The sequence below is a fragment of the Nocardioides euryhalodurans genome, assembly GCF_004564375.1.
Lineage (GTDB): Bacteria > Actinomycetota > Actinomycetes > Propionibacteriales > Nocardioidaceae > Nocardioides > Nocardioides euryhalodurans.
Genome location: NZ_CP038267.1, coordinates 2,298,369 through 2,317,361, shown reverse-complemented (window position 1 = coordinate 2,317,361; position 18,993 = coordinate 2,298,369). Strand labels below are relative to the sequence as shown.

Sequence of the window (18,993 nt, the reverse complement as noted above, 5' to 3'; positions counted from 1 at the left end):
CCCCGTCGGGTGCCTGATGCACGCTGCAGGGGTGAGTGCCTGGCGCGCCGTGCTGCTGCCGGGAGTCGTCACGCCCGCCGCTGTCGCCTTCGCCGACCTCCTCGACGAGCTGGGTCTAGGCGTGGACGCGGTGGCCAAGGAGCTGGAGCTGTATACCCACGACGCTCCGCCGGCGGGCTACTCGCTCGACATGGAGGTGGCCGGGGTCCTGGCGGCCGCCGACGAACGAGGGTGGGACCGCTTCCACCTCGTCGGCTTCTCCGGAGGGGGATCCGTCGCGCTCGCGCTCGCGGCCGGTCATCCCGAACGGCTGCGCAGTCTCGCCCTCCTCGAGCCGGCGTGGGCCGGCATCTGGGACGACACCAGCCCCGCCCACCGGGCGCTGTGGGCCGAGTACGCCCGCCTGGCGACCCTGCCGCCCTCGGAGGCGTTGCCCGCGTTCGTACGGATCCAGCTGCGCCCCGGGTGGCGCCCCCGCCACCGCCCCCCGATCCCCCGCCGGCCTGGATGGCGGCCCGCCCGGCGGGCATCCGGGCGATGGTCGAGGCGTTCTCGCACCACGACCTCGACCGGGAGGCGCTGGGTCGCTTCGACCACCCGGTGTACTTCGCCCTCGGGGCCCTGAGCAACCCCGACCAGTTCGGGGAGGAGGCCGAGCGACTGGCCCGCGTCCTCGGGGACTTCTGGCTCCAGGTCTTTCCCGACCGCCACCACTTCGACCCGCCCCACCGGGTCGAGGCGCCCGCGCTCGCGGACGCGCTCCGCAGCCTGTGGCAGCGCGCCGAGACGGCCCGCAGGCCGCGGGGCGGTGGGTGAGGCTCGGACTCGCTGCCCGGCCCCCCTCAGCCGAGGTCGATGACGCCGGTGACCAGCAGCAGGCCGACCGGGATGGCGTACAGGATCAATGGCAGCAGCAGGTCGGCGACCAGCTCGCGCAGCACCCCACGGGCGGAGTCACGTGCGGTGGGGCAGTCGCGGCACATGCGGGAACCTTTCCGAGAGGAGGCGCCGCGATGATATTCCCCGACCCTGTCCTACGCACGGGTAACGACTAGCGTCGGAGCCATGCCCCGGGTCCAGGAGATCGAGATCGTCGCCGAGATGGTCGCCAACGTCATGACCGTCTACGTCGCGCCCGGTGACGTCGTCGCCGCGGGCGACACGGTGGTGCTGCTGGAGTCGATGAAGATGGAGATCCCGGTGATCGCGGAGAGCGGCGGGACGGTCAGCGGCATCTGGGTGGGCTCGGGCGACGTCGTCCAGGAGGGCGACGTCCTGCTCGCGCTCACGGTCTGAGCGTGCGGCCGACCCGCCGCCCAGCCCGGTAGTCCCCGAATCTCCTGTCGCCGGTCGCGGGTCCTCGCGACCAGAAGTCCGGGGACTACCGAGCTCGTTCGCGCAGAGGGGGCGGGATTCGAACCCGCGGCTGACATCTCTGCCAGCGACCGCTTTCAAGGCGGTTCCGATCGGCCACTCCGGCACCCCTCCGTGCTGTCCGTGGACGGCACCCGAGGAGTGTACGGGCCGCAGTCGGGCCTACTCCGACCCGCCGATCTCGAGCTCGACCTCGTCCCAGTGCAGGTCCCGCTCCCGCTGCCGGTGACGGGCCACGTCGTCGACGAGCCTGCGCAGCTGGGCCTGGACCGCGGAGCGTGAGCCGGTGTGGACGAGTGGACCGAGCGCACCCAGGCGACGCAGCAGCACGTCCCGCTCGCGCATCACGCGGCCGCCCCGGGCGGCCAGCCACCCGTCGTACGCCCCGGGAGGCTCGGCGACGAGCTGGTCCCGCACCTCCGCGAGCATCCGGCGGGCGTCCCAGCGCCAGCCCTCGCCGGTCGCGGCGTCGGACGTACCGGGCGTGCCCGGCTCTGGTCGGGTGGCGGAGGTCACGATCATGATGGCTCCGAGTGGGGTGAGGCCCGAGGGGGAACTCCGAGTGTCACTCCGTCGATCGCCCGGCGACAACCCCCGAGGGAGTCCACTTCCGGCCATTCGGGAGAATCGGTGACCATGTCGTCCGGTTATCGACTCGCCCCGGCCCTCGCCGCCCGGCTGCTGGGACTGCTGCTCGTCGTGCTGGCGCTCGTCGTCCTCGTCGTGACGCTGCTCGTCGCCCTCCTCGGGGGCCCGCCGGTCGTGCTGCTCGTCGCGGCCGCGCTGGCGCTGGCGGCGGTGTTCGTGCTCGGCCACCTGCTGCGCAACCGGGTGAAGGTGATGGAGCTCGACGACGACGGCTACCGGGTCCGCCTGGTGCGGGGGGCGGGGGTCAAGGCGGCCAGGTGGCAGGACGTCGAGGACGCCGTCGCGGCCAGCCCGCACGGGGTCGACTGCGTGGTGCTGCGGCTGCGCGACGGGCGTACGACCAGCATCCCCGTCGATGCCGTGGACGCCACCCGCGAGGACTTCGTGGCCGACCTGCGCGAGCACCTGCGACGCGGGCAGGGGCTGCGGCCGCTGTGACCGGAGGCCGATTCGGCCCCCCGGGTGGGCTGCTTGTAGCCTGAGGCCCCGCCGTCGGTCCTCGGACCGCGGCGGAGGAGGCGTCGCCTAGTCCGGTCTATGGCGCCCGCCTGCTAAGCGGGTTGAGGGCAAACCCCTCTCGCGGGTTCAAATCCCGCCGCCTCCGCCGTACGGTTGAGGGCTCCCTGCCGGGCACGTCCCGGCGGGGAGCCGCTCCCCGCTGCAGGTTCCTGCATGAAAGTGCATTGCAAGTAATTGGCCCACCGATTCCCTGCCAACCGGTCGTGAGCACCCGGAAACTAATGACAGAGGCCCCTCCCCGCGGGGCAGACCCCAAATCACCAGGTGGAGTGCATATGAAGATCGCCAAGAAGGTCGCCACGGCCCTGACGGCTGTTGTCCTGTCCATCGGTCTTCTCGGAACCATGGCCGGCCCCGCCGTCGCCGACAGCAGCTGGGGCAAGGGAGGCCGGGTCGCCATCCCGTGACCCGCTCCGCCTGACGCACAGCTGAACAGACTTGAGACGAGGACCGAGTCCCCCACGAATTTCGGTCCGGAGCCACCCCCGGCCCGTCTCAACCCCACGAGGGCAGTGACCACGTCACTGCCCTCGTGCGTGTCCCGGGGAGGGTTCAGTCCTCGTCCTGGCCGCGCTCGCGGCCGGAGATCCCCTGACTTCCCATCGTGTAGCCGAGCTGGAAGCGGGTCTCGGACTCGTACTCGCGCTTGAGGTCGGCGACGTAGCCGGCGTAGGTCCGGGGACTGACGCCGAGCCGCTTGGCGCTCACCGGGTCGGCGTGGCCCTCGATCAGCATCCGGATCGTCATCGCCCGCTGCTCGGCAGCGATGTCGCGCAGCATCCCGGTGTCGCGGCTGGAGAACGGACGGCCGCGCTCCCACGCCCGCTCGAAGACGTCGACGAGGTAGTCGACGACGGAGGGCTCGCGGATCACGATCGCGGTGTCGAGGTCCTCCTGCTTGCCGGGGATCACCGCGATCCGGTGGTCGAAGACGATCAGCCGGTTGAAGAACTCGTCGAGGGTGCGGACCTCGGCCCCGCGCTCGGTGACGGCGGCGACGTAGTCGGCCGTGACCGGGCTGCGTCGCGCGCTGTGCTGGTAGAGCGTGCGCATCCTGGTCCCGCGCTCGAGCATCTCGGTGTCCCGTACGGCGGCCGCCGCCAGCGTCTCGGCGTCGCGGCCGGCCTGCGGCTGCGCCGTGAGCATCTCCTCCTCGCACTCGGCCACCAGGCCGGCGATGTAGGAGTCGATGCGCGAGCGTCCGCCCTCGTCGGCGTCGTCGTGCAGCACCATGAACGAGCCCTGGCTGGTCGCCGGGGCACGCCGCCACGCCTGGGTGGCCGGGGCGAAGGCCCGCGCCCAGCTCGACGACTCCTGCAGCAGCCGCGACCCCTCGTTGCCGAGCGGCGCGATGATGCGCGACTGCACGGTCGCGGGGTCCACGGCCACGAAGCGGGTCGACGTCTCGTCGAGGCTGACCATGCCGAGCTCGACCAGCAGGTCGAAGGCGGGCCGGTCCGGGGACTTCTCCGAGATCCGGGCGTCCGTGGTCTCGATGCCGCCCTCGGCGACGACGTCCTCGTAGAGCGCGGTCGCGACCGACTCGAACAGAGCACGGTCCTCGGGACCGAATTCGCGCACTGCCACCCCTCTTCCTCCCCCGTGCCCTGCAGGAAGGATAGGGGGTGTCACCGACCCAGGCGCGCCCTGAGCCCGTCGAGCTCGGTCCACAGCACGGCCGGGAGCTGGTCGCCGAAGGTCTCGAACCACGTCTGGATCTGCGGCAGCTCCTCGGCCCACTCGTCGGGGTCGACGCGGAGCGCGGCCTCGAGCCGTGCGGCGTCGAGGTCGAGCCCGTCGGTGTCGAGGGCCCCCGGAGCCGGCACGTGCCCGATCGGGGTCTCCACGGCTGCGGCCTGGCCGTCGATGCGCTCGACGACCCACTTGAGCACGCGGCTGTTCTCGCCGAAACCAGGCCACAGGAAGTCGCCCTGCTCGTCGCGGCGGAACCAGTTGACGTAGAAGATCCGCGGCAGCCGGGACTCGTCGTGGTCCTTGCCCATGCTGATCCAGTGGTCGAGGTAGTCGCCGGCGTGGTAGCCGATGAAGGGCAGCATCGCCATCGGGTCACGTCGTACGACGCCGACCTGGCCGACCGCGGCCGCCGTCGTCTCGCTGGAGAGCGTCGCGCCGAGGAAGGTGCCGTGGGTCCAGTCGCGGGCCTCGAAGACCAGCGGGACGGTCGTCTTGCGGCGACCGCCGAAGAGGATCGCGTCGATCGGGACGCCCCGCGGGTCGTCGTACTCGGCGGCGAGGATGTCGCACTGCTTGATCGGGGTGCAGTAGCGGCTGTTCGCGTGGCTGGAGAGCTCGTCGCTCTCCGGGGTCCAAGGCTGCCCCTTCCAGCTCGTGGCCCGCGCGGGAGGGTTCTCGAGGCCCTCCCACCAGATGTCGCCGTCCTCGGTCAGCGCGACGTTGGTGAAGACCGAGTTGCCCTTGTTGATGGTCTTCATCGCGTTGGGGTTGGTGTGCTCGTTGGTGCCGGGCGCGACGCCGAAGAGGCCGAACTCGGGGTTGACCGCCCAGAGCCGCCCGTCGTCGCCGATCCGCATCCAGGCGATGTCGTCGCCGAGCGTCTCGACCTTCCAGCCGGGGATGGTCGGCTGCAGCATCGCGAGGTTGGTCTTGCCGCACGCGCTCGGGAAGGCGGCCGCGACGTACTTCACGGTGCCGGTCGGGGCGGTGAGCTTGAGGATGAGCATGTGCTCGGCGAGCCAGCCCTCGTCGCGGGCCATCACGCTGGCGATGCGCAGTGCGTAGCACTTCTTGCCGAGCAGGGCGTTGCCGCCGTAGCCGGAGCCGAAGGACCAGATCGCGCGCTCCTCGGGGAACTGCACGATGTACTTGGTGTCGTTGCAGGGCCACGCGACGTCGGCCTGGCCCTCCTCGAGCGGCATGCCGACCGAGTGGATGGCCGGTACGAAGTCGGCGCCGAGCTCGGTCATCCGGTCGAGCACGTGGCTGCCCATCCGTGCCATGACGCGCATGCTCGCGGTGACGTACGCCGAGTCGGTGAGCTCGATCCCGAACATCGGCTTCTCGGCCTCGAGGTGGCCCATCACGAACGGGATGACGTACATGGTGCGGCCGCGCATGCAGCCGGCGTACAGCCCCCGCATGATCTGCTTCATCTCCTCGGGCGCCATCCAGTTGTTGGTGGGCCCGCAGTCCTTCTCGTCGACGCTGCAGATGTAGGTCCGGTCCTCGACCCGCGCCACGTCGGTGGGGTCGGAGGCGGCGTGGAAGCTGTTGGGCTTGAGGGCGGGGTTGAGTCGCGTGAAGGTGCCGGTCGACTCCAGGGCCGCGGTCAGCTCCTCCCACTCCTGGTCGGAGCCGGTGCACCAGTGGATCCGGTCGGGCTGGGTGAGCTCGGCGACCTCGGCGACGAAGTCGAGGATGCCCTGGTGGGTGGTGGGGGCGTCGGTGCTGATGGTGGTGGTCATGCAGGTGATCCCTCTCGCGCACTCGCGGGTCATCGCACGGCGTCGTCGACGGCGACCTGGAAGATTGCGCGGGACGCTACCGGCGTCCGCCCTGCGGACATATTGGATCGATCTACGGACTGTGACCCGGGTCGCACGGGGTGCTGGCCGGTCGGTCACCGGCCCCAGAACCGGTAGTCCCCGAACCTCCTGTCGCGCGACGCGGCTCTCGGCGACACGAGGTCCGGGGACTATCCCGACCGCGCCTATGCTGCGGGCATGTCAGGGACACCGGTACGGGTGGCGGTCGTCAACGACTACGAGATCGTCGTCGTGGGCATCGCCGGGATCCTGGAGCGCTTCCCCGACCGCGTTCGCGTGGTCGAGCTCGACAGCGGGTTGCCGGTGAAGGCCCAGGTGGACGTCGTGCTCTACGACTCCTTCGGCCAGGCCCAGGGGGCGGCGCTCGACCTCCCGGCCGTCCTGGGTACTGCGGACGCGCGGGTCGTCGTCTTCAGCTGGAACGTGCACCGCGACCTGGTCGAGGCCTCGCTCCGGGCCGGCGCGGCCGGGTACGTGTCCAAGGGCGTGTCGGGGGAGGAGCTGGTCGACGTGCTCGAGCGGGTGCACGCCGGGGAGACCGTGCTGCCGCCGGGGGAGGACGAGACCGAGGGCGCCTTCGGCGCGTGGCCGGGTGAGGAGCACGGGCTGAGCCCTCGGGAGTCCGAGGTGCTCGCCCTGCTCTGCCAGGGGCTGAGCAACCAGCAGGTGGGGGACCGTGCCTACCTCGGCCTCAACACGGTCAAGAGCTATCTGCGCACGATCTACCAGAAGCTCGGTGTCGAGAGCCGCACCCAGGCGGTGCTGTGGGGCGTCGACCACGGCTTCCGGCCCGACCGGGTCCGGCACGAGGTCGCTGCTCCCCCCGCCGACGACTGAGGCGCGATTCCACACTCTCGGGGGTGGTCGGTCCGGCCACGCTCTGGTGGGCTGTCGACGCAGGGCGTCCCACCGGGGCTCACGCAGACCCGACTCGGTGTGGGACGCCCTGCGCGACGGACTTCCGTACGGACGTCGATTCGGAGCCGTCGGCCGGGTCGGCTATCCTCGTCCAGTCGCTCGGCACGTCGGGCGGCGGGCGCCTGTAGCTCAACGGATAGAGCATCTGACTACGGATCAGAAGGTTTGGGGTTCGAATCCCTACAGGCGCGCAGACCAAGACCGCAGGCAGCCCACCCGCTGACCTGCGGTCTTGTGCGTCGTGGACCCTGCCGGCACAGGCGCCGGACCCGGGACCGCGTCACCGGTCCCGGATCCAGCGGGGTCACCGTTCTGGCCAGGCGGTCTGGGTGACCTCGGCTCCGTGCACGGTCGCGGTCAGCACGACGTCGCGGGTGCCCTTGAGCGACAGCGCGTAGCTGCCCGCCACGAGCTCGGGGTAGACCAGCGAGGGGACGCCGGCCCCGCCCGCGACCGGACGGTCCACCACCGCCACGTGCGGCGTGTGCCCGCCGTCCTCGACGGCGTCGGCGGCCCGGATGTCGACCTCCTCGCCGAGCATCGACCCCGGCATGGTGACGACCAGCGCACCCACGTCGCCGCCGATGTCGAGCATCACCATTCCCTGCCCCGCGTGGGGGTTCTCGTGGGTGTGGCCGTTCATGAGGCCTGCGTGGTGCCGGGCTGGGTCTGGTACCCACCGCCGGGCAACCCGAGGTAGGGGAACTCCTCGAGCAGCGGGGCGTTGGTGTTGCTCGTCCCGTCCTCGACGGCGCTCGCTGCGCCGTCCGGCTCGTACGACGGGTCCACCAAGGGGATGGTCAGTCCGGCGATCGCTCGGAGCTCGATGGTCACCACGTCGTCCCCGATCCGACGTCCGTTGGGGAAGCCCGCGGCGTCCCCGGCAACCAGTCCGAGCTTGTCGGGCTGCGCGGTTGGCGGTACGGCCACGTTGAGACGCAGCATGTCGGCCCGGGTCGTGCCGGTGTAGTTCTGGAAGCCCGGGACGACTCCCTCGGGCAGGCCGGTGAGCAGGATCGCCCGCAGGTCGGCGCGCGGCTTGGCGTAGGCCTCCAGGTTGGGGAACACGCCGGGGTAGAGGAAGGGCAGCAGCGCCTGCAGCTCCGGGTTGGTGACGTACTTGGCGTAGCGCCGGTCGCCCTGCGGCGGGCGGGTGTTCCAGACGTCCTTCTCCGCCATCGGCACGATGACCTCGTTGAAGAGGGGGTTGCCGAGCCGGGAGACCTGCTCCCACGGCCCCTTGCCGACGTAGCGGCCCTTCTTGGCGTCGAACATCCGTGCCTTGCGGCGGCTGGCCGTCGACCAGACGCCGATCACCGCGTCCTCGTCGAGCGGGTCGCTGGGCCGGGTGCGGTTGCGGGTGAGCTGCCGGATCGGCACCTGGAGCGCGATGGTGTGCACGTTGTAGGACTGGACCGAGTTGATGCCGTCCATGGCCGCGAGCGGGATCAGGTGGGCGTTGTTGAACGGACGCAACGCGCCGAGGTCGAACACCGAGCCGAGGTCGACGTGGAAGGCGTCGGCACGCTGGCCCGCGAAGACCGTACGGCCGCGCCCGATCGGGTGCACCGCCTGCTGGGCCAGCGCCGCGTAGTCGGGCGTGCTGCGCTTGCCCACGTTGACGGGCGGGCAGGGGAGGTCCTCCGCGAGGACGCGCGTGCGGCCGTTCTGGACCTGGGTGAGGGTGTAGAACTGCGGCCGGTTCCAGGTCTCGTCTCCGATGTCGGTGATCTGGCCGGTGTTGTAGAGGAACGTCTTGTCGTTGCGGATCCGGGTCCGGAAGGTGAAGCGGTAGATGATGTCGGACTCGGCGGTGCCGCTGTTGGAGACGTGGATCTCGTAGCGCACGTCGTCGCCGAACTCGTAGAAGTTCGGCCCGCTGTCCGGCTTCTGCAGCGGGATGAAGTTGGCCACCAGCGTCACCGTGTCCGGCTTGTCGGGGCTGACGAAGGCGTAGGTGTCGGTGCTGTCGGCCACCGGGTCCTTGGAGATCTCCGGGGCTTCGCGGTGGGAGGACATCTCAGTTGCCCCCGGCCGCGTTGAGGATCCGGGTCACGAGGTCGCGGTCGTGCACGACCACCTCCCGCTCACCGACGAGGACGTGGAGCTCCGAGCGTCGGTGGTCCGGCACGTACGCCACGACGGACTCCTGCGCGCTGTCGGCGTGGGGGGTCGCGGCCTGGGCCGATCCGGCGGCCGCGACGGTGCCGGCCACGGCCCCCGCGCCTGTGGCGGCCAGGAACTTCCTTCTGCTGGTGTCGGTCATGTGCTGTGCCTCCCGTTACCCGCGAGCCGTTGTGACCCGCGACACATCGGATTCGGAGACGTCGGCGAACCGGATGGGACCAGGCCATGCCGGGGTCACGCGAGGAGGGTGGGAAGCAGGCCCGCAGCGAGACCTGGCCAAGCTCGTCGTCGGCCTCACGCATGCAGTACCGACAGCGGCACGAGGGTGCGTAGCGCTCGAGCGGTCGAGCGGGTTCTGGCCTCACCCCATGAGCGACGGAACATCCCCGCCACGAGCCTGGCATCGCTACGGCATGGGGCACCTGATCAACGTCGTCTGGTTCGATCCTCGCGTGAGCACGGCCGAGGCGCTCGCGCTCGACGACGCCTGCGACACCTTGGTCGTGCGTGACGAGTGGCGCGACCAGGCCCGCGCCGACAGCCCGCCCAACAACCTCTTCCTCGCCAGCGACTGTCGGCCGGACGGTCCGCCCAGGCAATCGCGTCTCCCAGGGCCGCCGACTCCGGCACACTGTGGCCGTGGGCGACAGGACGGCGACCGGGCAGTCCCGGCTGACGCGCACGCACGTCGTCGTGGTGATCGGCCTGCTGGTGCTGGCGTTCCTCGTCGGCACCCGCTACCCGCACACGCTCGAGATGAGCGTGCTCTGCGACACCACCAGCGATGAGGTCCGTTGCGAGACCGACGACGGTCTCTACCTCACCGTCAGCGACGACGGGGTGTGGCAGGACGCCAACCACGTCTGGCGCAGCGGCCGACCGGAATGCCTCGAGGGCACCGGAGACGACGTCGGCCCCGTGACCCTCGGGGTCGTCGAGGGCGGCGACGACGGGATGGCGTGGCGTCAGGTCGTCTGGGTCGGTTGTCCGTGACCGCGCGTCCAGCAGCGCGAACCGCCCGACGTGCGGCGTGAGAGTGCGGTCGCGAGGGAATGCGTGGCGCTGACGCCCCGTTCCGTCCGCACGACACGAGGAGTGGTGAGTCATGGCTTCGGACCTGGAGCGGAACAAGGAGAACGTGAAGGCGTTCTACGACCTCATGTTCAACCAGTGCCGCCCCCGGGAGGCCATCGAGCGCTACGCGGGTGACGAGTACCGGCAGCACAACCCGCACGTGGCCGACGGCAAGGAGGCGTTCATCGCGTACTTCGAACGCATGGCCGAGGAGTACCCCGGCAAGCACGTCGACTTCGTCCGGGCCATTGCGGAGGGCGACCACGTCGTCCTCCACTGCCACCAGACCTGGCCCAGCTCCGATGACTACGCGGGCATCGACATCTTCAGGCTCGACCCCGCCGGGAAGGTCGTCGAGCACTGGGACGTGCTGCAGGTGCTCCCGGAGACCTCCGCCAACGACAACGGGATGTTCTGACGTCGCGACGTCTGACCCCGAACAAGCTGAGCTGCCTCTGTCACTCGACCGGCGGCGTCGTCACGGCACCGCGCGGTGTGACGGGTCGGATCACCCGCTACGCGTCATGACAAAGGCGGGCGACGTCGGCTCAATGGAGGCAGGGCAGAACCGCTGCCCGTGGGAAAGGGGTGAGCCATGGCAGACACGGAGAGCACGACGAGGCAGTGTCCGTACTGCAAGGAAGAGATCCGCAGCGACGCGCTCCGGTGCAAGCACTGCCGCGCCGACATCGCGCCCGGCTTCGGGTCGGCGATCGGCAGCACGAAGGCGGTGCCACACGGCACCCGGCTCGCCGATGCAGTCGGGGGTGGGCTGAACCTCGACCCGCGGGTGTTCGGTGAGCAGTCGATCAAGCAGGACAGCAGCAGCCAGTGCCCGCCGCTCGACAGCGACGACCAGGGCATCTGGGTCTACGTCGCCGAGAACGAGACCGACTGCTTCTACGAGCTGGTCGTCGAGTGGCACCCCAGCCCGTACGGGGTCTTCCGCTGACCGGCACAGCAGGCGAGCCGGCGATCCCACTCCCGCAGGGGTGTCCAGGGACTGCCGCCTCCGCCGGGCGGGACACGGTACGGCGCCACCTGGAGGGGATGGCGCCTTCCGTCTCCGGCGAGCAGACTGGCCGTCGTGGCCGTCCTGATCCAGCTGCACATGTCTCCGTCGGCACAGGAGTTGTTCGACGACCTCGACTCGCGCGTCGGCGAATCCATGGCGTCAGCGGGCGGTCCGCCTGCAGGACTCATGTCGCATGTTGCGTACCCCGAGGACGGTGGATTCGTGATCGCTGACGTGTGGCGGACCGAGCAGGAGGGCCGCACCTACATCGACGAGGTGCTGACGCCACTCCTGCTCGAGGTCGGTCTCACCCTGCGTGAGATCTCAGCGCGCCCGGTCTGGTCCTTCGCTCGCCCCTGACCCGCGGGCCCGATCGCAACGCTTGTCCGTTCACGGTGACGAGAGTCCTTCCGGGACCGCGACGGCCAGGTCTGGCCTCCAAGGAGCGGACTACTGGTTCGTGAAGCACTGGCGGATTCACGTCCAGCAGTGCCTGCCCTGACCTCCGTCGCAGGAACCGCCGCGGGCGTCGGATCCGCAGGACGAGGTCTGCTGCCGCCGTGCCTACGACCGGGTCGCGGCGTGCTGCCGCACGGCCGCCTGGTCCTCCTCGCGAGTACGCATCGTGCCCTGGCCGGTCGCGATCCGCTGGGCCAGGCTCTCGGTGATGTAGTGACGCCAGGCGTCGTGGCAGACGTCGAAGCACTCGTCGGCTGCGGCGAGGCCCTCGTGGGTGAAGGTCACTCGCGTCCGGGCGCCGTCGGAGGCGATGTCGAAGCGAGCCGTCGTCCCGATCCACTCGCCCTTCTCCGTGATGAAGTCGAGGTAGCCGTCGGTGAACTCCCACACCACGCGCTCACCGGGGGCGAGCTCGGTGGTGCGCTGCTTGGAGTAGTGGATGTCCGGCACCAGGTAGAACCAGTCGGCGCCCACGTGGTCGGTGCGCCCGACGATGTTGGTCGCACCCCACCACGAGCGGACGTCGATGATGGCCTCATAGACCTCCTGCGGAGTCGCATCCGTCGTGAAGGTGTGGGTCAGGTCGCTCATGTGTCGTTCCTTTCGTGACCAGGCGGTGGATCCCGCCCTCGAACTGGTTGCTTCGTGCGTGGGGACGACAGCGAGCTGTCGTGGTCGAGAGCTCCTGGTCCCGGCCGTCGCGCAGCGCAGGGCGTCGACCCGACTCACGGCTCTTCCTGCGCGTTCGCCTGCAGCGCCTCGGCCAGGCGCTTGAGGCGTCGGAGCCGGCCGTCCCAGGCGGTGCTCACGGTGGTGAGCTGCGCGAGCGCGCGGGCGAACTGCTCCTCGTCGATCCGGTAGTGCCGCTCACGGCCGGCCGCCCGCCCGTGCACCAGCCCGGCCCTGTCGAGCACGGCAAGGTGCTTCGCGACCGCCTGCCGGCTGACCGGAAGCCGCTCGCTGAGCGAGGTCGACGTTCCCGACCCGGCCGCCAGCAGCAGGTCGAGCATCCGGCGCCGGGTGGGGTCGCCGATCGCCGACCACAGCTCGTCGTCGATCCGGTCGGTCATGGCCGGGCGTCCAGCGTCGCGGCGTACGTGACGAGGCGCGGAAGGAAGTAGTCCCAGCCCTGGACGTGGTCCTGGTAGCTCGCCTCGAGAGAGGCTGCGGTCCAGCCCCGCTCGCGGAAGCCGGTCTCCCGGAAACGCACCAGCGTGCCGGCGCCCTGGGGGACGAGCTCGAAGGTGACGAGCAGGGAGTTGCCCTCGGCCGCCTCGTCCCCGGCCGGATGCGTCCAGCGGAACGAGAAACGGGTCGGCGGCTGCACGTCGACGACGGTGAACGCCTCGACCTTCCCCCCGTCGGCGTCGGCGAACAGGATCTCGCCCGCCGACCCGACCACCGTCTCGTAGCGTGCGTCGTCGGACCACCACTGCTTCACGTGGGCCGGGTCGCTCACCACCTCGAACACGATCTCGGGCGTCGCCTCGACGTAGAGCTCACGCTCGATGGATCCCAGCTCCATGACCCCTCCCGCAACGTTTGGTTGCTCATGAAGGTAGCCGACGCAGCAGGGATGCGCAACCTTCGATTGCGTGAGTTGGCAGGCCCCTGGGGTCAGGTCGCCGCGCGGGTGGTCGGCAGCATGGTGGTGACGAGGAAGGCCACGGCGACGGCCACCACGACCTGGGGAGTCACCGAGACGCCGTCGGCGCCGAGCAGCAGGGTGGCCAGCAGCGTCGAGGTCAGGGGCAGCCGAAGCATCGCCGAGCACATGGCCCCGATCCCCATGCCGATCGCGGGGGCCAGGCTCATGCCGGGTAGCCCGGCGGCAGCGATCCCCAGCACGGCACCGATGAACATCGCAGGGAACACCGGTCCGCCGCGGAAGGCAGCCAGCGAGAGTCCGTAGGCCAGGGTCTTGCAGAGCGCGAGCAGGAGGAGGACGCCGGTCGAGTAGCCGGCGGCATCCGCCACCAGGGCGGGCAGGTCGTCCTGGCCGGAGAACAGGACCTGGGTGAAGGGGTTGCCGGTGGTCAGCTGGTACGCCATGGCGGCCGATCCGATGAGCAGCCCCAGCACCGAGGTCACCACCACGCGGTTGCGGTGCACCACCGGACGGAGCGTCAGACCGACCCAGCGGATCAGCCAGCCGAGCAGTGCCGCAGCCACGCCGACGGGAAGGGCCCAGGCCATGGTGGCCAGGGTGGGGCTCACCGCCGGTGGCACCGAGGTGAGGGCCAGCGAGAAGCTCCCGAGGCCGGTCCAGCTGTCGAGGCCGACGAAGACCAGGGCGCCGACGCCGGACGCGAGCAGCCCCGGCAACGCCACCAGGCTCAGGGTCGCGCCCCCGATGCCGGCCGCCTCCATGATCAGGAACGCTGCCAGCACCGGGGATCCCAGCAGGGTGCTGATCGCCGCGAAGCTGCCGGCCGACGCCATGATCGTGAGGGCCATCGGCGGCGCATCTTTCCTCGCCAGGTGCACGGTCAGTGCCGCCAGGCCGCCACCGATGGCGATCAGAGGCGCCTCGGGCCCGAGCACGGCGCCCAGGCTGAGGGTCGTCAGGGCGGCCAGGATGACGCCCGGGAGCTCCTTGGGAACCGGCGGACCTCCGCCCGCGTGGAAGCCGAGGGCGGGCGAGTGGCCTCCGTTGCCGGGCAGGTGTCGGATGGTCAGGCCGGTCAGCAACCCGCACAAGAGCAACCAGGGCACCGGCCACCAGGCCGGCGGTCCTGCCTCGAACAGATCGCCCGGCAGGTCGTGGAACACCAGCTCCTGGACCGCGGTCACGAGTGCCAGGAAGCCGTAGGCGGCCGCCGAGATGGGGACGCCCAGGACCGCGGCGAGCAGCAGTGCGCCGAGGTAGGGCTTCGAACGCACCGTCGCCGCGACGTCGATCGCCGGCGGGCTGTCCGCGTCGGTCATCAGGTCGACTCCTCGGGCATCACTCGGTCCAGGGTGTTCGGGTCCCGGCGGTCAGTACCCGGTGCCCCGTTTCACCTGTTGACGCTCGGTCTGCGTCGTCCCGCCCTTCTCGTCGAGGGTCGTGCAGGCGTCCGCGATGTCCTGGGTGAGCCGCTCGACCTGCTCCCGGCTCATGGTCTCCTTCACCAGCGCACGCATGATCTTCACCTCCTGCGCGTTCGGCGGAAGCGTGTACGCCGGCACCATCCAGCCGCGCTCGGCCGACAGCTGCCACGCGATGTCGGACTCGTCGTACGACGCGTGGTCGCCGGCCAGCCGGAAGGCCACCAGCGGGAGCTGCTCGAGGTCGTCGCCGATCACCTCGAACCGGCCGCTCTCCCGCAGGTTCGTGGCCAGGGTGTTCGCGTTCTGCTGCATCTGCTTCATCACGTAGGTGTAGCCGTCGCGTCCGAGGCGCACGAAGTTGTAGTACTGCGCGAGGACCATGGCTGCGCCCGTCGAGAAGTTGAGCGTGAAGGTCGCGTCGGTCTTTCCGAGGTAGTTCTCGTAGAAGACCAGGTCCTCGGCGAGGTCGGACTTCTCCCGGAAGACCAGCCACCCGATCCCGGGGTAGACGAGCCCGTACTTGTGCCCGGACACGTTGATCGACCGGACCTGCTCCAACGCGAAGTCCCACTGCGAGTCGGGGTGGAGGAAGGGCCAGACGAACGCGCCGCTGGCGCCGTCCACGTGGAGCGGGATGTCCAGGCCGCGACGGCTCTTGATGTCGAGGAGCAGCTGGTTGATCCCCGGGATGTCGTCCATGTGGCCGGTGAACGTGGTGCCGAGGACGGCCGCCACCCCGATCGTGTTCTCGTCGAGGTGAGGCTCCACGTCCGCGGGTCCGATCGTGTACTTGTCCTTCTCGAGCGGGACGATGCGTGGTTCGACGTCGAAGTAGCGGCAGAACTTCTCCCACACCACGTGGACGTCCCCTCCGAACACGAGGTTCGGCCTGTCGGTCGACCGGTTCTCGGCCTCCCTCCGCTCCTTCCACTTCCACTTCAGGGACAGGGCGCCGAGCATGATGGCCTCCGAGGATCCCTGGGTCCGGCAGCCGGTGGTCTCGCCGGGGGCGTGGAAGAGGTCGGCCAGCATGCGCACGCAGCGTTGCTCGATCTCGGCTGAGATCGGGTACTCCGCGTGGTCGATGAAGTTGCGGTGCAGGTTCTCGGCGATGATCCGTTGGGCCTCGGGCTCCATCCAGGTGGTGACGAACGTCGCCAGGTTGCGTTGCGGGTCGCCTTCGAGGTTGAGGTCCTCCGCGAGCAGGCGCATGGCATCGGTCGGCCGCATCCCGTTCTCGGGGAACGTGGTCGACGGGGCTCGCTCGGTGAGGAACCGGTTGCCGAACAGGGCTTCTGCTTCATGGGATGTCGTCATGGGCTGTGTGAACCGCCGTTCTTGGTAGACGTGGGTGTGTCGAATGCCTGGACGAGCCCCCCGACCGCGAAGCAGACCGCGCCGGCGAAGGTGCCCCAGTTGACGAGGCCGACGTCGACTGCGCGGGAGGTGGCTGGACGTGTGAAGGCGGCGAGCCCAGCGAGGAAGAAGAGGACCGATCCGAGCTGGTTGACCGCCACGACCCACCAGCCCAGGACGTGGGGTCGGATCCTGACCCGGCCCCCACCCACCTCGAGCATGGCGAGGTGTCCCGAGACGAGGAAGCAGACGCAGCCGCAGATGTCAGGCAGCCAGATCCACCCGTTGGACTGTCGGGGGGTGAGGCCCTCGGCGAAGGCCGCCACGAGGCTGACCGCGAACAGCAAGGTCCCGACGAACAGGATGACCGCGCTGCGCCACTGCCGGTGGTGTGGCGGAGCGAGCAGGATCGACACGTAGCCGCCGAGGCTGAAGAAGACGCCACCGATCAGGTAGGTGACGTTGACCGACACCAGGGTCCCGATGCCGAGCTGGGCGAGAGCCGCGCCCAGCGCGAACAACGAGCCCCCGACGACGAACGCCAGGGCGGCCACGAGGTTCCTGCTACGGGAGGCAACGGGCCTCGTGGCCGTGATGTCGTCGCGAGGTGTCTGTCGCATGAGGACTCGAGTCACGCCTTGGTCGCGTGCGCGGCCGCGTCAGTCTCCAGCCCGACGCGAGATCCGGACTCGTGGACACGCGCAGACGACTGCTGAGGCCAGGGAGTTCATGGCCCTCCTCTCGGTGCTGCTGCTCAGGCTGTCTGATGGGGGCGGCGAGAGGCTCATCCGGAGCGGGTGAGTTCGCCGCGGAGCCCCGTCATCGGGGAACCGGGGTGGTGGTCCGCCCGGTCACGGTGCGGCCGCCCTCAGTCCCGGAGCAGCTGGCCGACCAGGGATGCGGCGAGCCACGTCTCGTAGCGGCGGTGGCTCCATCCCCGCTCGGCGACCAGCAGGTGGAAGACCTCCGGCAGGGTGAGCGCCAGCGTGACGTCGAGGGCGGAGTCGACCGTGAGCTCCGGTCGGAGACGTGGTGCTACGGCTTCGATGAGCCTGCGGACCTCGCGCTCCCGAGCGGCCAGGACGTTGCGCAGGGTGTCGGCCATCTGCGGGTCCGACGCCGCAGCCTCCTGGTAGATCGCGACGACGTCGGAGCCGGCCTGCATCTGGCGCCGGTTGAGCTCGGCGAGCAACCTCAGCTGCCGGGCGGGGTCCGCTTCCTCGAGGTACGCGGCGGCGCGTGCGGTCGTCTCGGCCTCGGCCATCCAGAGCTCGGTGATCTTGTCGAGGATCTTCGCCTTCGACCCGAAGGCCGAGTAGATCGTCTGGACCGGGATGTCGGCCTCGGCGGAGATCCTGCTGATCGTGGTGGCGACGTAGCCGTGCTCTGCGAAGAGCGCCCGGGCGACGCGTGCGACCTCCAGCTTGGTGGCCTCGGCCTGCCGCTGGCGGTGTCCACTGGTTCCCTTGACAGCCACGCGTCATGGTAGCACTATGGTCGTCATAGTGACGCTATGACGGAAGTTGGTCCGATGTCGCAGCCGATCGTGTACTTCAAGCCGGGATGTCCGTTCGGCATCAGGCTGAGGACTGCCCTGACCCTCCACGGGGTGTCCCACCGCTCCGTGCGGTTCCGCGACGACGAGGTCGGCGCCGCCCGGGTCCGCGAGGTGAACGACGGCAACGAGGTCTCCCCGACCGTCCTCGTCGAGGACCGGTGGCTCACCAACCCCGGCTGGCGCGAGGTCCGGGACGCCGGCTCCAACGCTGAACGCGGCATCGAGCCGGGTGCACCGTGGACCGAGGGGCCTTGACTGCCGGGTCAGTGGCCGCCCTGTCCACTCCACGCTGCGCGTCGCGCAAGGACGGATGGCTCAGCGGGTCGGGTGGGTCAGGGCCGTCGCGCTGACGACGGGGCCGTTGCCGGTCGTGCCCCGGGAGGACGATCATCAGGGCCATGGAGTCCGGCCCCGCCCTGCACGCCTACCTGAGCTACCGGGACTGCGAAGCCGGTCTCGCCTGGTGCAGGCGGTGGGCTTCGAGGTGACAGCCCAACAGGCCGGACCGGACGGCTCGGTCCTCCACGCCGAGGTCCGCTACGGCGACGCCGTGCTGATGGTCGCGACCGCCGACGGGGACTACCAGGTGCCGCCCCTCCTCGGGCTGAGCACGGGCGGCGGGCTCTACCTGTGGATGGATGATGCAAGCGCCGTGGATACCTGGTTCGGCCGTGCCGTGGAGGCCGGCGCCCGGTCCGTGTTCCCACCCGAGGACACCGCGTGGAGCACGCGACGGGCTCGGGTGCTGGATCCCGAGGGCCACGAGTGGAGCGCCGGGACCTACCGGCCGGGCCGGTCCTGGTGACGGGAGGGCCCCGCTCGATCAGGCGCGAGGCCCGGACATCGGCTGCCCGGTCTCGAGCAGCGTCTTGAGGCCCGAGAGGATGGAGACCCAGCCGATCTCGAGGTGGTGCGCGATCTCGGTGTCGGGCAGGCCCTCGTGCCGGCAGGTGAGGACGGTGACGCCGGGCATGGGCATGAACGGGTCCTGGATGCCGAAGGTGACGACCGATTCGGGGAGCTCGGCGACGGCGGGGTCCCAGTGGCCGTTGAAGGTGGACCTCAGCTGACGCCCGGCGTCGGCCTCGAGGACCTCGCCGGTGATCATGTCGCCGCCGCCGGCGGTGTAGGAGTACGGCGCCCCGGGGGTCAGGTCGTCGTAGTGGGCCTCGAACCCGAGGTAGTACGAAGGGGTGACGTCCCCGTCGGTGAGGGCCTGCCAGACCCGCTCGGGTGTCGCGCGGATGGCGATCCGGATGGTCTGGGCCGTGGTCTCGGTGGTGGTCATCGTGTGCTCCTGGTGTCAGGGTGCGGATCGCGGGCCGGAAGGACCTGCTCAACCTGCAGACGTCGGAGGTGCGAGGGTTTCGACATCGGTGACTGCTCGC

27 protein-coding genes and 3 tRNA genes are annotated in these 18,993 nt (G+C 70.2%); 14 read left to right on the top strand and 16 right to left on the bottom strand.

The features are described from left to right. Positions 1-16: 16 nt before the first annotated feature. Both EXE57_RS11070 and EXE57_RS19965 read left to right on the top strand, forming a co-directional pair. Positions 17-625 (top strand): alpha/beta fold hydrolase, encoded by a 609-nt coding sequence (locus EXE57_RS11070; RefSeq protein WP_208542825.1) that lies wholly within the window; start codon positions 17-19, stop codon positions 623-625. Beyond that, the gene (locus EXE57_RS19965; protein WP_208543126.1) at positions 508-816 is read left to right on the top strand and encodes a hypothetical protein; all 309 of its coding nucleotides are present in this window, start codon (positions 508-510) and stop codon (positions 814-816) included. The genes EXE57_RS11070 and EXE57_RS19965 overlap by 118 nt, the downstream gene beginning before the upstream one ends. 26 nt (positions 817-842) lie before the next feature. Here the strand turns inward: EXE57_RS19965 and EXE57_RS19755 are convergent, their stop codons facing one another. Beyond that, positions 843-983 (bottom strand): hypothetical protein, encoded by a 141-nt coding sequence (locus tag EXE57_RS19755; protein WP_167305878.1) that lies wholly within the window; start codon positions 981-983, stop codon positions 843-845. An 82-nt stretch (positions 984-1,065) separates the two neighbouring features. Between EXE57_RS19755 and EXE57_RS11065 the strand changes: the two genes are divergently transcribed. Next, on the top strand, positions 1,066-1,296 hold the full coding sequence (locus tag EXE57_RS11065; RefSeq protein ID WP_135077486.1) for a biotin/lipoyl-binding carrier protein: 231 nt from the start codon (positions 1,066-1,068) through the stop codon (positions 1,294-1,296). 103 nt (positions 1,297-1,399) lie between these two features. Here the strand turns inward: EXE57_RS11065 and EXE57_RS11060 are convergent. Both EXE57_RS11060 and EXE57_RS11055 read right to left on the bottom strand, forming a co-directional pair. Continuing rightward, positions 1,400-1,488: transfer RNA gene (locus EXE57_RS11060), tRNA-Ser, on the bottom strand. A gap of 48 nt (positions 1,489-1,536) precedes the next feature. Further along, positions 1,537-1,896 carry a hypothetical protein gene (locus tag EXE57_RS11055; protein WP_135077484.1) on the bottom strand — a complete coding sequence of 120 codons (360 nt, stop codon included), beginning with the start codon at positions 1,894-1,896 and terminating at the stop codon, positions 1,537-1,539. 114 nt (positions 1,897-2,010) lie between these two features. On the opposite strand from EXE57_RS11055, the gene EXE57_RS11050 reads away from it, so the two are divergent. The 3 genes from EXE57_RS11050 to EXE57_RS20365 all read left to right on the top strand — a co-directional run bounded on the left by EXE57_RS11050 (position 2,011) and on the right by EXE57_RS20365 (position 2,948). Continuing rightward, entirely contained in the window at positions 2,011-2,460 is a 450-nt protein-coding gene (locus EXE57_RS11050) for a hypothetical protein (RefSeq protein WP_135077482.1), read from the top strand. A gap of 76 nt (positions 2,461-2,536) precedes the next feature. Next, positions 2,537-2,626, top strand: a tRNA-Ser gene (locus EXE57_RS11045). Positions 2,627-2,816: 190 nt separating this feature from the next. Next, positions 2,817-2,948, top strand: coding sequence for a hypothetical protein (locus EXE57_RS20365; RefSeq protein ID WP_279633132.1), 132 nt, complete (start codon positions 2,817-2,819; stop codon positions 2,946-2,948). A 145-nt stretch (positions 2,949-3,093) separates the two neighbouring features. Here EXE57_RS20365 and EXE57_RS11040 read toward each other — a convergent pair whose 3' ends face one another. Next, positions 3,094-4,128, bottom strand: coding sequence for a phospholipase D-like domain-containing protein (locus tag EXE57_RS11040; RefSeq protein ID WP_244246787.1), 1,035 nt, complete (start codon positions 4,126-4,128; stop codon positions 3,094-3,096). A 41-nt stretch (positions 4,129-4,169) separates the two neighbouring features. Continuing rightward, positions 4,170-5,984, bottom strand: coding sequence for a phosphoenolpyruvate carboxykinase (GTP) (locus EXE57_RS11035; RefSeq protein ID WP_135077480.1), 1,815 nt, complete (start codon positions 5,982-5,984; stop codon positions 4,170-4,172). Positions 5,985-6,242: 258 nt separating this feature from the next. Here EXE57_RS11035 and EXE57_RS11030 point away from each other — a divergent pair, with 258 nt between their 5' ends. Both EXE57_RS11030 and EXE57_RS11025 read left to right on the top strand, forming a co-directional pair. Beyond that, positions 6,243-6,902, top strand: a complete 660-nt coding sequence (locus tag EXE57_RS11030; protein ID WP_135077478.1) for a response regulator transcription factor — start codon at positions 6,243-6,245, stop codon at positions 6,900-6,902. A gap of 199 nt (positions 6,903-7,101) precedes the next feature. Next, a tRNA-Arg gene (locus EXE57_RS11025) sits at positions 7,102-7,174 on the top strand. A 113-nt stretch (positions 7,175-7,287) separates the two neighbouring features. Here EXE57_RS11025 and EXE57_RS11020 read toward each other — a convergent pair. The 3 genes from EXE57_RS11020 to EXE57_RS11010 are packed head-to-tail and all read right to left on the bottom strand — an operon-like array spanning position 7,288 to position 9,249. Continuing rightward, positions 7,288-7,626, bottom strand: a complete 339-nt coding sequence (locus tag EXE57_RS11020) for a hypothetical protein (protein WP_135077476.1) — start codon at positions 7,624-7,626, stop codon at positions 7,288-7,290. Then, positions 7,623-9,002: a DUF4331 domain-containing protein gene (locus tag EXE57_RS11015; RefSeq protein WP_135077474.1), complete on the bottom strand. Its 1,380-nt coding sequence runs from the start codon at positions 9,000-9,002 to the stop codon at positions 7,623-7,625. Before EXE57_RS11015 ends, EXE57_RS11020 begins: the two co-directional genes overlap by 4 nt. A gap of 1 nt (position 9,003) precedes the next feature. Continuing rightward, the gene (locus EXE57_RS11010) at positions 9,004-9,249 is read right to left on the bottom strand and encodes a twin-arginine translocation signal domain-containing protein (RefSeq protein ID WP_135077472.1); all 246 of its coding nucleotides are present in this window, start codon (positions 9,247-9,249) and stop codon (positions 9,004-9,006) included. A gap of 500 nt (positions 9,250-9,749) precedes the next feature. Between EXE57_RS11010 and EXE57_RS11005 the strand changes: the two genes are divergently transcribed. The 4 genes from EXE57_RS11005 (at position 9,750) to EXE57_RS10990 (ending at position 11,559) form a co-directional block, all read left to right on the top strand. After that, complete coding sequence (locus EXE57_RS11005) at positions 9,750-10,103, top strand: hypothetical protein (RefSeq protein ID WP_135077470.1); 354 nt, start codon at positions 9,750-9,752, stop codon at positions 10,101-10,103. 112 nt (positions 10,104-10,215) lie between these two features. After that, positions 10,216-10,602: a nuclear transport factor 2 family protein gene (locus EXE57_RS11000; RefSeq protein ID WP_135077469.1), complete on the top strand. Its 387-nt coding sequence runs from the start codon at positions 10,216-10,218 to the stop codon at positions 10,600-10,602. Positions 10,603-10,779: 177 nt separating this feature from the next. Beyond that, on the top strand, positions 10,780-11,136 hold the full coding sequence (locus EXE57_RS10995) for a hypothetical protein (RefSeq protein WP_135077467.1): 357 nt from the start codon (positions 10,780-10,782) through the stop codon (positions 11,134-11,136). Between the two features lie 135 nt (positions 11,137-11,271). Next, positions 11,272-11,559, top strand: a complete 288-nt coding sequence (locus EXE57_RS10990) for a hypothetical protein (protein WP_135077465.1) — start codon at positions 11,272-11,274, stop codon at positions 11,557-11,559. 204 nt (positions 11,560-11,763) lie between these two features. Here the strand turns inward: EXE57_RS10990 and EXE57_RS10985 are convergent, their stop codons facing one another. The 7 genes from EXE57_RS10985 to EXE57_RS10955 all read right to left on the bottom strand — a co-directional run bounded on the left by EXE57_RS10985 (position 11,764) and on the right by EXE57_RS10955 (position 17,524). Then, positions 11,764-12,249 carry an SRPBCC family protein gene (locus tag EXE57_RS10985; protein ID WP_135077463.1) on the bottom strand — a complete coding sequence of 162 codons (486 nt, stop codon included), beginning with the start codon at positions 12,247-12,249 and terminating at the stop codon, positions 11,764-11,766. A 134-nt stretch (positions 12,250-12,383) separates the two neighbouring features. Further along, positions 12,384-12,728: an ArsR/SmtB family transcription factor gene (locus EXE57_RS10980; RefSeq protein ID WP_135077461.1), complete on the bottom strand. Its 345-nt coding sequence runs from the start codon at positions 12,726-12,728 to the stop codon at positions 12,384-12,386. Then, on the bottom strand, positions 12,725-13,183 hold the full coding sequence (locus tag EXE57_RS10975) for an SRPBCC domain-containing protein (RefSeq protein ID WP_135077459.1): 459 nt from the start codon (positions 13,181-13,183) through the stop codon (positions 12,725-12,727). The genes EXE57_RS10980 and EXE57_RS10975 overlap by 4 nt, the downstream gene beginning before the upstream one ends. 92 nt (positions 13,184-13,275) lie before the next feature. Further along, on the bottom strand, positions 13,276-14,586 hold the full coding sequence (locus EXE57_RS10970) for a chloride channel protein (RefSeq protein WP_135077457.1): 1,311 nt from the start codon (positions 14,584-14,586) through the stop codon (positions 13,276-13,278). 51 nt (positions 14,587-14,637) lie between these two features. Continuing rightward, on the bottom strand, positions 14,638-16,008 hold the full coding sequence (gene gad, locus EXE57_RS10965) for a glutamate decarboxylase (RefSeq protein ID WP_135077455.1): 1,371 nt from the start codon (positions 16,006-16,008) through the stop codon (positions 14,638-14,640). Beyond that, positions 16,005-16,601, bottom strand: a complete 597-nt coding sequence (locus EXE57_RS10960) for a hypothetical protein (RefSeq protein ID WP_135077453.1) — start codon at positions 16,599-16,601, stop codon at positions 16,005-16,007. The genes gad and EXE57_RS10960 overlap by 4 nt, the downstream gene beginning before the upstream one ends. Before the next feature lie 314 nt (positions 16,602-16,915). After that, positions 16,916-17,524, bottom strand: a complete 609-nt coding sequence (locus EXE57_RS10955) for a TetR/AcrR family transcriptional regulator (RefSeq protein ID WP_135077451.1) — start codon at positions 17,522-17,524, stop codon at positions 16,916-16,918. A gap of 54 nt (positions 17,525-17,578) precedes the next feature. Here EXE57_RS10955 and EXE57_RS10950 point away from each other — a divergent pair, with 54 nt between their 5' ends. Together EXE57_RS10950 and EXE57_RS10945 are read left to right on the top strand one after the other, a co-directional pair. Then, positions 17,579-17,860, top strand: a complete 282-nt coding sequence (locus tag EXE57_RS10950) for a glutaredoxin domain-containing protein (RefSeq protein ID WP_167305877.1) — start codon at positions 17,579-17,581, stop codon at positions 17,858-17,860. Positions 17,861-18,089: 229 nt separating this feature from the next. After that, positions 18,090-18,410: a VOC family protein gene (locus tag EXE57_RS10945; RefSeq protein ID WP_208542824.1), complete on the top strand. Its 321-nt coding sequence runs from the start codon at positions 18,090-18,092 to the stop codon at positions 18,408-18,410. Positions 18,411-18,428: 18 nt separating this feature from the next. On the opposite strand, the gene EXE57_RS10940 is transcribed toward EXE57_RS10945, so the two are convergent. Next, positions 18,429-18,893: an SRPBCC domain-containing protein gene (locus EXE57_RS10940; RefSeq protein WP_135077447.1), complete on the bottom strand. Its 465-nt coding sequence runs from the start codon at positions 18,891-18,893 to the stop codon at positions 18,429-18,431. Positions 18,894-18,993 lie beyond the last annotated feature (100 nt).